Here is a 12,965-nt window from a genome sequence, read left to right as displayed (position 1 = left end):
GCACCCCATGCCCGCCCCTCCCGACGAAACCCGAGGCGCAGTGGCCCACCCCCAATGGCGAGCCCTGCCTCCACTCCCCGAACAACGCGGCCGGCACTGGCTCACCCACGCCGAGCGCCTCGCCCCCGAGGGCTGGTTCGATGGGGGAGGACCTATACGCACCCTCCGTACAGGTATCGAGAAGCGACACAGGCCGGGAACGGCGCCAGGAGGCGGCTACGACCTCGCGGTCGAGCCCCCGAAGAGGGAGCGGCAAGTGGCGATCAGCGAGACGTTGCCGGTGCCCGAGGCGCGACACGAAGACGCGGACTGACTCGTCCCGTTCGAAGCGATGGCACGCTACGCTTGGAACAACCGGCTGACCTGCGGAGAAGCTGCGCGGCTCTACCCTCGGGCGAAGAGGGTGGAGCCTCTTTCATCGGTAAGGAACTCCGCTGCGTACGAGTTCGAATCCTGGACTGCCCGCACTGTGCAACCTGCGTCGATGCAGCCGAGCGCCCTGAACCGCCTCCGAGGAGAAGCCTCTCAGGGGCCGCCAGGGGACACGCAGGGGACGGAAGGGCCAGGAAGGATCAGGAAGGGCAGGACTAGGCCAGAATGGCTGTAGGCCGCTGACCTGCGAACATAGGAAGATCGAGGCAGGATCGGGAAGCGGCCGGAAGATCCGAAAAGGACTCATAATCCGTCGGCCGTGGGTTCGAGTCCCACCCGCCCCACCGCTTCTTCGTGGTGCAGAAACGTTCTGACCTGCGTAAACGCTTTTTCCCTGGGCGTTTTGCGTGCAGCGGGCGCCCCTCGGGGCGCGGGAACGTGAGCCCTTCGTGTCGAAGCCGAGCCACGAACGGCTGTGGCTTGGGCCTGTGTGGTGACGCGCTTGTGGGAGCGCCAAGAGCGGCCCCACGGCTCCTCCAGTAAGGGGCCCACTTGTACCGAACACCCGCACGCCTGGCTCCTCGGTGATGCTGTTCCGTCTCTTTCGGGTTGCGGATGCCGGGCCGTGGATGTGTGGTGTCCGTGGCTGTGGGTTGCGGGCGCCTCTCGGGGCCGCGTCGTGTCTGCCTCGTGTGCGATGGACTCCGCCGGGAAATGTTGGTGATGTATCGTAGTTATGTACATCATGGACTTGCGGTGAGGGGTGGCTGGTATGTCGGTTACTCAGGTTGATCTCGATGACGAGGCGCTGGCCGAGGCGATGCGGCTCATGGGTGTCTCGACGAAGAAAGAGACGGTCAACGGGGCTCTGCGGGACTACGTGGCGCGCATCAAGCGGCTTGAGGCTGCCGAGAAGCTGGCCGCGCGGGGTGAGCGGGGCGAGTTCGAGGCTGCGGCTGCGGCGCATGCGGCCGCGAAGCGCGCCCGGCGGGCAGCCTTCGAGTGATCACGTACCTCCTCGACACCTCTGCCCTGTGGCATCTCTTCCGTACGCCGGGGGCGTTGCTGCCCTGGGAAGGGCATATCGCCGCGGGCGTGTTCCATCTCTGCGAGCCCACGAGGGCGGAGTTCCTCTACTCGGCCACAAGCCCGGCCCACCGGGATGAGTTGGCCGAAGAGCTGGATGCTCTCTGTCAGTTCTCGCCGGTTCCCAAGAACGCGTGGCGCTGGGTCGATACCGCGCAGTACAAGCTCACCCAGCAAGGGCAGCACCGGGCCGCCGGGGCCATCGGTCTCTTGGTGTGTGCGACAGCGGTCCATCACGGTCACACAGTGCTCCACGTGGACAACGACTTCGCCACTGTGGCATCGGTCCTCAAGGAAGTACAGCAGCGGGACGTACGCGCCTGGCTGCTGGAGGGCGCATGCGGCGCCCTCCCCGCACCCGCGGAGGTCCCGACGAAGGGGCAGCGAAGCAGGGCGGCGACGGCCCGTAGCGAGCTCACTCGCTACGGAAAGTGACCGCGTCGACGGGGGTGCGCTTGTGTGCCGTAGGTCGCGAAGCCTCGTCGCCATCCCCGCATGCACGGGGGCCACGGCCCGTGGTCGTGTAGGGCTCCCCATCATCCGGGACCACCCCCACATGCGCAGGGACCACACACGTCCTCACCTTCATCGTCCCCCACGCCAAGGGACCACCCCCGCACGTGCGCGGGCCACTCAGGCGACCCATGGCGAGCCAGGTGCCGGGACCACCCCCGCATGTGCAGGGACCACCAATGGGCTGCTCGGTCATCGTCGACCTTCCGAGGGCCACCCCCGCATGCGCAGGGACCACAGCGGGTGACCTGCATGTCTATGGGCAGGGGCACCCGATTTTGCTTACTAACCAAGATTCCGACATAAGGCGCAAATGAGGCTTCGTGTCTGTCTGGGAGGGCCAGGCGTTCCGTGGTTCTTGTCAGCCGCCGAACCGTCGTCTCTTCGATGCCTTGCTCCATCCCGAGCGAGGTGGTGACGGCTGACTGTTGTCGGGGTGAGGAGCGGTGAGGGACGGGCGATGGATCAGGGTCAGGCCTTCGTGGTCCACCGGGTGCCAGGCGTGGTCGTGGGTCTTGAAGGCGAAGCCCTGTTCGGTGTCGGTTTGGTAGGCCGGGAGGGCGCGGCCCTGGCCGGAGTACTGGCGTACTTCTGCCCACAGGATGTCTCGTACGCGGGCTGTGGGAGCGCCCAGGAAGACGCCGGGGGAGATCTCCAGGAGCCAGCGGGTGAGGAACCCTCTGAGTCCGGAGGGGCAGTTGGTGAGCACGATGACCGTCACCAGATCGGTTCCTCTGTGCCGTAGTTGCGTCCGCCTTCGAGATGCATGTCGCTGTCTGACTGCACGGTCATGCGGTCCTCGTTGATGTCGCTGGCCGCGCGGGTGCCCGTGTAGCCGAGCAAGTTCTTGATGTCGTGTACACAGCGATCAAGCAGGTTCGTCTGGTTGATGCGGTCGCGCAAGGCCCTGCGGGTTCGGGAGGCGACGTCCTCTGCTCCTTCCGCGGCTGCATCGAACGCTGCTGGGATAGCCACGTCTGTTTTGTAGAGGTCCGCGACGTCGAGTACGAAGGACCGTTCGTTGCCGGAGTGCACGAACCCGAGGGCGGGTGAGCAGCCGAGGGCGGAGACGACGGAGTGGGCGACGCCGTACATGCACCGTGCTGCCGCGGTGACCGCTTGGTTGGGCGCATCGCCGGCCGAGAAGTCCTCTCGGTGATATTCGCGTCGTCGCCATGGGACTCCGGTGCGGGCCGCCTCGCGTCCGTAGCACTCCTTGAGTCGACGTCCCTCCATGCTCAGTAGTTCTTGGCGGGAGTGTCCGGCGGGGTCGTCGTGGGGAAACCGGAGACGGTACATCGCGCGGGCTACTTCGAGCCGGGTGCGTCGGTTTGCCCAGACGGTGGCCTGGGCCTCCGCCAGTGCTGACGAGCGGCTCAGAGCGCGTCCGCCTGCGTAGAAGCGCACGCCGTGCTCGCCGACCCACGTCACGCCTGCTCCGCATTCGCCGAGCAGGGTCATGGCCTGGTGGGTGACTCGGGTGCCGGGGCCGAGGAGCAGTGTGCCGATGGTGGCGGACGGGATGTGGGTCACGCCGTCCGCGTCGGTCGCCGTGATCGCGTTGTCGTCGCGGTGGATGGTGCACCGCTTCAGGTAGACGAAGGACAGTCGGTCCCCGACTCGGGTGAGTCACGCGGTGTTGATGTCGGCCTGCGTCCGACGGTGCTCACTGAGGGGTCACCGGGGCGAGCGTCATCAGTCCGCAGCCGTACGCCTTGGCTTTGCCGAGGCCCTGGGTGAGGGTGCGGCGGAAGGTTTCGGGGTCGGTGATCTGCAATCGCCCGTCGAAGGTCACCCTGGTGAAACGGACGTCTTGGCGCGGTCGTTCTGCCGCAGGCCGGCGGAACTGGAGCGGCAGCTGGTCCCGCACGGTCAGTTCGTGCTCGTCGCCGAACTGAGTCAACTGTTTGTCGGGGGCCTTGCGGAGTACCTCGAAGCCCGCCCTTTCCTGGCGCTCCAGCAGCCAGCGCAGCTGGTGGCGTGGTGTGCGGTGGGCGGTGCGATGGGTGCGGTCGTCTGGTTTGTCCTGGGGCAGGCGGATGTTGTGGACAGGGTTGGCGGTGAGCCTGAAGCTCCAGGTGTCTCCGGCGGCGAGGGCATCGAGGAAGCCGGTGTAGGCGAAGGTGGCCCATCCGGGTTCGTCCAAGGTCGGCCAACCGGCCTGCTCGACGAGGTGCGTCAGGTCGGGCTGGTGGGGACTGACGATGTAGAGCTGGGTTCGTGCCTGGTGGTCGTTGTCGAGGCGCCACAGGACGCGTGGGCCCTGGCCGTCCCGTGCCGGTGGTTCGGGAAATGCCATGCTCACGGCGCCGTGCATCAGGTGGGGCGAGCCGAGGAGTCGACGCGCTCCGGAGCGTGCGGAGTTGAAGCGGAAGCGGGTCAGATACATCAGTGGATCCTCGGCAGTCCGGATTCCGGTGGTGTCGTGTCCGGGGGCCAGGCGGAGGCGGATGGTCCGTCGGCAGGCGGGAGCAGGCTGGTCGGCTCGTGGGGTGGGGAGGAGGGGGCGGCGCGTCGCGGGGGTGCAGGGGTCTCGGGACGTCCTGTACGTACTCCGCGCAGACCGTACTGGCGGTGCCGGGGATCGAAGCTCAGCGGAATGTCCCGTACTGAGAAGTCGGGTACTTCGGCAGGAGGGCAGTCGATCAGTGTGTCCAGGGCCGGATCCGAGGCAGGCGTACCGCTGTCTCCCCGCCGTGCAGCGGATTGCCTGACGTACCAGTTGGCTGCCTGCCACGGGGTTTCGCGCAGGGCCTGCTCCAGCGGAATCTCTTGTGGTGGGCCGATGGTGATGGGACGCGACGGCGGGCATGAGCGACGGCCGAGGAATGGAAGGAACCTCGGGGAGAGGAGCGCCTCATAGAGTTGTTGGATCAGGCGGTTGTCGCCTTCAACCCCGGCCAGGAAGACCGCGTCCGCCAGGTAGAACCGCTCGGAAAGCGGCATGGCCCGGCCCGAGTCGAAGTGGTGGGCCGTGTGGAAGTCCCGCATCCGGGTGCCTGGCTGGTCGATCCTTACGCCGAACCGCAGTGCTGCCAGGTCAGAGAGGTCCTCTTCCCGGCCTCGGCCCAGTGCTGCGGCGAGCAGGCCGAGGACGCCGCTCTTGGTCGGGGCGTTCTCGGTGCTCCGGCGGGCAAAGCGGGCCGCGGCCCCCCATGCCTGTAGAGGTCCGGCCAGCCGGAGCAGCAGGACGCTCATGCTGCCGACCCCGGCGCTCCCAGCCGCTGCGCGATGGCGTCCTCGACGGCCTTGGTCAGGGTGCCCAAGGTGACCCCGGTGCCGAGTTCCGCGAGCGCTCGGGTTTCCTCGCCTACGCGAAAGACCCAGGTCGGCTGGTCGTCGGGGACCCCGTACTGGCGCTCCAGGTCGGGGATGTAGGCCGCGAGACGCTTGCAGCTCTCCCGGACATAGCCACCCTCGGCGGCCTGACGCACTGGTTCTTCGAATGCGCCGACGAAGCTGATGGGCCGCTGCGAACGGAGTTTGACGATCACGACAGCCGGCAGTGTGTGATTGCCGAAGGTGTTGATCTTTCCTGTCGGCAAGGAAGTGATGAACGCTTCGAGGAAGGCGCTCGCTGCCTTCTGTACCGGTGTCGTCGGGTGTTCGTTCTCCTTGAGTCCGGTGCCGAGATTTCGATGGAGTTCGTCGAGGTCCACCGCGGCGTACCGGTAGAGCGTCGCTGAGTTGAAGTCGATGGTGCCGATCATCCCGGCTCCGGATTCTTCATCGGTGCTCCGGTCGTCCACGGCCGTGAAGTAATCCGACTCGATCTCGGAGGGATGTACCCCGATCGCGTGGGCAACCTGGGTGGCCCCTTCCACATTCAGGTCGGGTGAGTCGGCGACCATACGGCCGAACAAGGCGATGTCCACGGAGTGGCGGCTGTCGACTGCATCCCGGATACGGGCTTTGTACTCCTTGTTGTTCTTAAGAGCCTCTTTGAACGCCTTGAGGTCGCCACCGGGGCTGCCCTCCAAAGCGAGGGCTGCCAGCGCGTCGAGCTGACGGCCGCTGAGGAACATCAGGTACGAGGACTCGGGGCTCGGCTCGCGCTCTGTCTCCGCTCCACCTTTGCCCCGGCGCTTCGGTGCGTCGATCTTGGAGCCGGTCGCGGCACGCATGACCTCGGTGGCCAGTTCGACACTCGCGGAGGCTTTAAACGACGGTTCCAGGTCTGTGATCCGTTCGGCGAGCGCATCGGCAACCTTTTTTGTCCGCACGCCGAGTTCGGACGGGGGGAGCAGGTCGGCGAAGGCCCTCCGGGTAGCCCGCTTCCACGCCTGACTGGAGACACGGGCCCGCCGTACGCCACCATAGATGGCAGATTTGGGGGTGCCCGTGTCGTCTCGATTCAGGTTGCTGGGCGGCACGGACTGAAGAATGTGGATGTCAAGAATGCTGCGTGTCAACGCGAGTTCTCCCTGTGAGTGCCAGCACATGCAATGACGAACGCCGGGTTGTGGCCCTGGTCGCTAGTCGTCGGCGTTGAGTAGGTCGTCGAGGCTGGCCCTGTTGTCTCTGCTGGCCGCAGGATCTGTTTCGCTGCGGGAGCTTCGTTGCGAGGACAGGTGGAAGTCACGGCCCCAGGTCCGGCGGACCTCGGCTTGACGGGCGGTGTCCTGCCAAGCAGCCAATTGGTCGGCCAGCCGCGCGTAGTCGAGGGGTATCCGCGCGCCACGGAGCAGCAGCACCACTTCGCGGAGCCTGGTGCCCAGCATCTCGAATGATGTCGAAGTGCCGATCCGTACAAACCGTTTACGGAGAGGCTCGTTCAGCTCCTCGTTCAACTTCGCAGCAGACGTAGCGGGTTGAGGTTCTCCATCACCCGGCTGCCTCTGCGCCAGGTGCCGGACCGATCGGCCCAGGCCCCAGTCACGCGCGTGCATGTTGGCGTCGCGGACGGACTGCTGGTGGAGCGCCCACAACGTGATCGTGAGGAACACTGCTCTCTCCTCGGCGAGTTCACGTTGCTCGCTCCAGCGGCGTTCCTCGGCGGAGTAGTACTTCGCTGACGCTGCGTCCCCCGGCTCGACTTCCTTGGCGGAGTCGTGCTCCGCTCGGATGGCGGACAGCTCCTCCAATCCATCGTTGCCCCAGCTCTCGGGGGCTTCGTGCACGGCCTTGCCGACTCCGCGCCGGAGACGGGCCAGGGCCGCTACGGCGCTCGAATTGTCCTGCCGGTACAGGGCCTGCAGGCGCCCTATGCAACGGTCGGTGGCGCGTCCTGGTGCTTGCAGAGACGGACGAGGCAGCCCACCTCCCGAAGACCGCCGCGGTGTGCTCTTGGGCGATGACGGCATGACGTTGGTCATTCAGTTACCTTCGTCCGGGTCTTGTCGCGGTCGCGGTAGTACCTGGTTCAGCCGCTGTCGGAACCACTGCTCTGCGCGTGCGTCATTGACCCAGTGACGCCCCGAACCGGGAACGTCGGCCACCCGGCCCTCCGAGGCGGCGGACCCCGCGGAGTCGAGCAACTCCAGGCCGATCCCCATGACCTGCTTTCGGACAGTGGCCTGCCAGAGCTCCCGAGCCGCGTGCGGGTCGGTGCCCGGACGCAAGGCGGCAAGCCACTGCCGGTATGGCCCGTCCAGCGCTCCGAAACCGAGGTCGCGGGCGGTATCGCTTGCGGGATCGGGGTTCGAGCCCACGGCACGTGCCAGGTTCCCGGCCAGCTGGCCCAGTGCCGTCACCGCGCCCTGCGCGTCGTGCACCGCATCGACCGCTGTGGCGCCGAAGTCGGGTTTCTCCTCGTGCAGGAGGACCACCGGCAGGACGACCGCGTCATCCACGACTTCGTCCACCACGGACTGCTGCGTGCCATACACCGCGCCTACGAGCCGCACCCGGATCAACGACGTTTGATCGATGAAAGCTTCCGAAGCGAGCATCGAATACCAGGAGACGACTCCGGCAGGAAGCGACTCCGGAGTGCCGCGCCCGGTGTCGTCGCCAGCCGAGCGCCGCGCGGGCAGCAGTGAGCCCAGCCCACGCCAGGCCGCCCGGCTCGGATCATGCTGGCGCGGCATGTATACCAGCGGCCGCCCCTGCTTCTTCTCCTGTGCGGCGCTGCGCCTCCAACTGCACATGGGCTCCCGCTTCCAGGGCGCGTGCGGGGTCAGAGGGTCCCCGTATCCGAGAACGACACCGCGCACCTGCTCGCCGTCGACGTGCAGGCGCAGGCGCCGTGACTGCCAGGTGTACAGGTCACGCAGCCCGACCGGGCCCCGGGCGAGCCGGTCTGTGTCGGCGGCCCCTGCTGTTGATGGGGGGTGGCGCCAGGCGGGCAGATCCCCGTCTTCCTGCTCGACAATGCCCTCGTCCAAGGCAATCAGGTTCAGGAGCAGGGTCTGGTGCAGGGTGGCACCCTCGGCGTAGATACCGCCGAGGTTGCCCAGGGAGCCGACGCCGAGCGGATACACCTTGCCGGACTTGGCCCGAGGGTCTCCCACCATCCCGGACTTGATTCCCGAGGGGTCGTAGGCGTGCGCGTGGACCAGCCAGCGCGCGGCCTCGGCGTAGGAAAGCCGTTCCACGCCGGGACTTCGCATGGTGAAGAAGGGCTCCCCGTTCGGCACGTCGGCGACGAGCCGATTGAGAGAGGCTATTTCGTCCTTCGCTGTGCTCAGACCGGTCACCTGATAGAAGGGCGCATTCGAGTGGAGCAGGTCGAAGCGGTCCCGATGCCGATCGAGGTAGCCGGGGACTTCGCCGAACGGGTCCTGCGACTCCCACAACTGCGCCCAGTCGTCGAGTTCTGCCGGACCGTCGACCGCATCGTGCAAGATCGCCAGCAACAGCCTCAGCAGGGCGAAATCCTGAGTCGGAAGGTCACCCACGAGGCGACGCACATCCTGGGCCTGGGCAAAGATTTCCACGAGCGACAGCTCGTCCATGCTCCCGTCGAGGCGCTGGACCGGCAGCCACGCGGATGTCACGAGGCTGAAGGAGGGAGGACCCTGGAGAGGAGGGCACTTCGGTGGCAAGGAGCTCAGCCCCTTGCCGGTGACGAGCGTGGGGATCGCCCGGTTCGCTGCCCGCTCATCGTCGACTTCCTCCGTCGGTTCGGCCTCGTGCACTGACACGGTGGGGGCACGTGACGCCTCGAAGGCGGTCTGCACCCGCAGTCCGTCGACGACGCTGTACCTGAGAACGAAGCCTGACAGACGGGTCTGACAATTCTCGTCCAGAACGAGCATCAACTCCCCTGCCAACAAAGGGCATTCCTTCACCTGCCAGGCAGGGACCATGAAACGCTCCAGCTCACCGATGGTGCGATCGATCGCACCAGGGTGGGAGAACAGCCGAGGCAGAGCGATCGCACTCGCGGCGACGGCCTCAGCGGCCTGCCGGTCGGGAGGGAAGTCCGTCGGCAGCCTCAGACCACCCTGCTCGCGGGGCAGCCAGGGCACCGTGGCGAGCGTGCCGTCACGCAACTGCTGCACCACCATGACCTCCAGGCTTTCCTGGCTGTCGCGCACTTGAGCTCTGCCCTCACGGGTGTCGTCAGCATCACCGGCGTTGGCCCCGAGCCAGCCGTAGATCGGGCGCCCGGCCCGTCTGACCGGACCGAGCAGGAACGCCTCCGCCTTCTCCCGCTTGTCTGCGAGAACGCGGAAATGTTCCGCCTGCGCCGCGCTCAGTTCCCCTGCCCAACGCGGCGGACCGAGCTCGGCCTCACCGTAAGCGGCCTGGACGAGCGGGCTGATGTGGTGGGGAAGCACCAGCTGTTCGCCGTCGAGATGCGGCCCGAGCACGGCCAGGCACCGAAGCAGAGCATGCCGTCCGTAGACGACCTCCGAGCCGCGCACGGGCTGTGGCAGATCCGGCTCCCACGCGGCACCCGTCACAAGGCAGCGGGCCGTGGCGAGCCTCGTCAGGCGCTGTCGCGGGTGTCGGTGCAGCCGCCCCATGCGCTGGAGCATCAGGTCTACCGGTGCCAGATCGGTGACCAGCAGATCGAAATCGACGTCGAGCGACTGCTCGGCCACCTGGCTGGCCACCACGACGTGTGGGCCAGCAAGCCGCTCCCCGTCCGGCCCGAAGACATCCCGCAGTTCGGCGTCCCGAGCCGCTCGGTCAGCGGCCAGGAACCGGGAATGCGTGACCGTCACGTGCTGCGCACCGAACCGCTCACGCAACACATCGGCCGCATCCAGGACGCGCTGGACGGTGTTCCGCACGACCAGAGCGCAGCCGCCGTCCTGGAGCTCATGCATCAGCCGGTCGGCGAGCTGGTCAAGATCGTCGTCCAAGCGTTCCAATGTCACATCCGTACGGCGTCCCGATGCGGCAGGAGGCTGTATGGACAGGGCCGGGGCGCCTGGCGCAACGGCAGTGATCAGAGGATAGGCAGCGGAGTCCGACCTCATCGCACCGTCCGTGACCGCTTCTCCTGCGTAACTGGCCGCCAGCGCTCGCCTGCGGTCGGCAGGAAGGGTCGCCGACAGCATGATGACCGGAACGCGATACGCGGCGAGCCACTCCAGAACCCGGTCGAGGTATCGGCCCATGTAGGCGTCATAGGCGTGTACTTCGTCGATGATGACGACCTTGCCCGCCACCGCCAGATGCCGCAGTGCCAGGTGTCGGCTCTTGAGCCCGGCGAACAGCACCTGATCGATGGTCCCCACCGCGAACGAGGCGAGCAGCGCCTTCTTCCGCCCCCGTAACCACTGATGAGCCTGTAGCCCGGCAGGTTCGGAACGAGGGGACCGCACCCCGCTCAGCTGCTGTGACCGATCCGGCTCGACCGCTGCGATGGTGCGATGTCCCCGGCGCAAGAGACCCGACCAGACGTCATTGAGCGCTGCTTTCGCATGGGCCAGGGTGACCGTCGAGGAACCGGAGTCGGGCAGGTGATCGAGCCAGTCCAACAACCGCGGGAACATGGCATCACCAGTCGCCCGAGTGGGTAACGCCACCAGACAACCACCGGCCCCGCTCCTGGCGGCCAGGATCTCCGCCGCCGCGAATGCCGCTTCGGTCTTGCCTTCCCCCATCGGGGCTTCGATCATCAGCAGCCCTGGGGAGGGCATCTGACGCGCTGCCCGAACGGCCTCGATCTGGACTGGCCTGATCTGAGCCTCGACGGGGAGAGCGAAGCGCTCGGCGAACAGCGATTCTGCGGAGCGGTCAAATTGCTCAGGCTCCCAGGGGCCCGGCAGGTCCAAACCATCCCAGGCTGCCGTGAGACGGCGAGCTTCGCCGGCCGGGCCGATCGGATGCCAGGAAGCCGGATCGTACGGGAACAGCTCAGCGGAGCTGGCTATCCAGTCCGACAGGATCACGATCGCCGTAAGGAGCACTTGCGCGGGCTGCGTAAGCCGAACATCCTTCCAGCCCGACAAATGCTGGCTGACTCCCGCTAGTTCAGCGCACTCATCCATCAACTCGTACTGCACGCTGCGCCACAGGCTCTCGGCGTCGCCGGGGTGACGCAGGAGCCAGGGGCGGAGTTGGAGGTCATGAATCTGCTGGTGCTCGGGCGGCGTGCCGTGATGCCCGCCCGCCACGACAGCAAACTGCCCGGACACCCTCGTGGTCATGCCAAAGCGCACGCTGAGCCATTCCTGGAGCAGCAACTGCCCGGCGAGCCCATGCGGCGCTGTGCGGCGATCAGTTCCATACTGCGCGGCGGTCGGCATCTCCAGGCCGGCAGAACGCATGCGATCGGCGAGCGAATCGACTTGGCAGGCGAAGGCGCAGGTTGCTTTGCCGACGTCATGGGCTCCCGCAAGGAACATCACGAGCCGTCGTGCACCGCTCTCACCCTCTGGAAGGCCCTTGGCCACAAGGGATTTGATGTTGGCGGGCAGCCACACATCCCAGAGCTTCCCGGCCACGCCGGCGCTGTCGGCCAGGTGCCGCCACAGGGGCAGATGACCATCGGTCTTTGGATCGTGTTTCGCCCAGATAGTGCGGGCAGCCGGGGAGAGCTGCGCGAAGGGCACGTCACCTTCTGGGAATTCTTGAACCACAGGTGTATGAAACACGTCCGAGCCCTCACAGAGACGGTTTTACGGAAGAAGAGGGACTTGGGGCGGTTGGCGTAGTAAGGCGCTGGGGACGCGTCGAAGACCACGTCGGGAACGGTCGGCACCCTGCGTGCCGGATGCCGACCGCGGCAGCTCCGTCAGGCCTGAGCGCTGCCCAACGTTGGCTGCGTGATCACCAGGACGATGACCACGACGACGACGGCACCCCATACCCACGAGGCGTACGGAGAAGGTGCGGTCGGGCAGGCTGCGAGGAGCGCCGCGAGCACAGCGTAGAGAGCGGCGAACGGGCTGGAGGGGCCTTCTGAGCTGCGGCTTGGACGTAATACCATGAGTGCGTTCCTACGATCGTCAGGTGACTAGGGACAGGCCGGGCCCGGCCTCCTCGGTGAGATGGGGAGGTGCAACGGGTCCGGCCGTTTTCTTGAACGGGCCTGTTGCGAGGGCTGGTTGGGGCGATCGTACACGCGGGGCAGGCGGGAAGGGACCCTCTTGGAGAAGATTGATGTAATAAGAGAGATCCCCAGTTGATGCTGACGAGCGTTTAAGCCAGCCCTCCCCACGCGCGGGGGCCACGCGGTTGAGGGCGGGGCGGGCGGCGGCGACGGGGCCACCCCCGCATGCGCGGGGACCACATGGACCGGCAAGTCACCGCAGCCATCTGCTCGGGACCACCCCAAGTTCGAGGGCGAGTTCGACCCGGCCAAGGGACCACCCCCGCATACGCGGGGACCACTCCAAGGTTGGGGGCCCAAGGGTCCTGATGTCGGGACCACCCCGCATACGCGGGGACCACAGGGAGCGACCTGCACGTTCATGGGCTGGGGGAGCCAACTTTGCTCACTAGAGATCATTAACTGTGGGGGTTCTGGCCCTGCTGACGGTTGAGGTCGTGTGCGGCAAGCCGGAGGTATGCGGTATCCCGATGGTGGTGGGCTGACGGCTGAGGAGCGGGCCCGGAGAGAGCAAGTGCGCCTGGCGGCGGCAGAGTTGATT

General features: G+C 66.7%; 8 protein-coding genes and 3 pseudogenes. 4 read left to right on the top strand and 7 right to left on the bottom strand.

Annotated elements, in window-relative coordinates:
- Nucleotides 1-7: 7 nt before the first annotated feature.
- The 3 genes and pseudogenes from AC07AB_RS38210 to AC07AB_RS38200 all read left to right on the top strand — a co-directional run.
- Nucleotides 8-313 carry a DUF6349 family protein gene (locus AC07AB_RS38210; RefSeq protein ID WP_478576796.1) on the top strand — a complete coding sequence of 102 codons (306 nt, stop codon included), beginning with the start codon at nt 8-10 and terminating at the stop codon, nt 311-313.
- An 831-nt stretch (nt 314-1,144) separates the two neighbouring features.
- Nucleotides 1,145-1,378: a type II toxin-antitoxin system VapB family antitoxin gene (locus AC07AB_RS38205; protein ID WP_073724608.1), complete on the top strand. Its 234-nt coding sequence runs from the start codon at nt 1,145-1,147 to the stop codon at nt 1,376-1,378.
- A pseudogene (locus tag AC07AB_RS38200) lies at nt 1,375-1,779 on the top strand (PIN domain-containing protein); the annotation flags it as partial. The gene AC07AB_RS38205 and the pseudogene AC07AB_RS38200, both read left to right, overlap by 4 nt.
- A 553-nt stretch (nt 1,780-2,332) precedes the next feature.
- Here the strand turns inward: AC07AB_RS38200 and cas2e are convergent.
- From cas2e to casA, 7 genes and pseudogenes are all read right to left on the bottom strand, one after another.
- Nucleotides 2,333-2,692, bottom strand: a complete 360-nt coding sequence (gene cas2e, locus AC07AB_RS38195) for a type I-E CRISPR-associated endoribonuclease Cas2e (protein WP_478576793.1) — start codon at nt 2,690-2,692, stop codon at nt 2,333-2,335.
- A pseudogene (gene cas1e, locus AC07AB_RS38190) lies at nt 2,689-3,641 on the bottom strand (type I-E CRISPR-associated endonuclease Cas1e). Before cas1e ends, cas2e begins: the two are co-directional and overlap by 4 nt.
- Complete coding sequence (cas6e, locus tag AC07AB_RS38185; RefSeq protein WP_478576790.1) at nt 3,638-4,360, bottom strand: type I-E CRISPR-associated protein Cas6/Cse3/CasE; 723 nt, start codon at nt 4,358-4,360, stop codon at nt 3,638-3,640. Before cas6e ends, cas1e begins: the two are co-directional and overlap by 4 nt.
- Nucleotides 4,360-5,169, bottom strand: a complete 810-nt coding sequence (gene cas5e / locus AC07AB_RS38180) for a type I-E CRISPR-associated protein Cas5/CasD (RefSeq protein ID WP_478576787.1) — start codon at nt 5,167-5,169, stop codon at nt 4,360-4,362. Before cas5e ends, cas6e begins: the two co-directional genes overlap by 1 nt.
- Nucleotides 5,166-6,383 carry a type I-E CRISPR-associated protein Cas7/Cse4/CasC gene (cas7e, locus tag AC07AB_RS38175; RefSeq protein WP_478576784.1) on the bottom strand — a complete coding sequence of 406 codons (1,218 nt, stop codon included), beginning with the start codon at nt 6,381-6,383 and terminating at the stop codon, nt 5,166-5,168. The genes cas5e and cas7e overlap by 4 nt, the downstream gene beginning before the upstream one ends.
- A gap of 63 nt (nt 6,384-6,446) precedes the next feature.
- The gene (casB, locus tag AC07AB_RS38170) at nt 6,447-7,211 is read right to left on the bottom strand and encodes a type I-E CRISPR-associated protein Cse2/CasB (RefSeq protein WP_478576926.1); all 765 of its coding nucleotides are present in this window, start codon (nt 7,209-7,211) and stop codon (nt 6,447-6,449) included.
- Between the two features lie 75 nt (nt 7,212-7,286).
- Nucleotides 7,287-11,924 (bottom strand): type I-E CRISPR-associated protein Cse1/CasA, encoded by a 4,638-nt coding sequence (gene casA / locus AC07AB_RS38165; RefSeq protein ID WP_478576782.1) that lies wholly within the window; start codon nt 11,922-11,924, stop codon nt 7,287-7,289.
- Between the two features lie 957 nt (nt 11,925-12,881).
- Between casA and AC07AB_RS38160 the strand changes: the two are divergent.
- Nucleotides 12,882-12,965 (top strand): annotated as a pseudogene (locus AC07AB_RS38160) (helix-turn-helix domain-containing protein); the annotation flags it as partial.

This window comes from Streptomyces sp. NPDC044033, from assembly GCF_056434425.1.
This window is presented reverse-complemented; position numbering and strand designations above follow the sequence as displayed.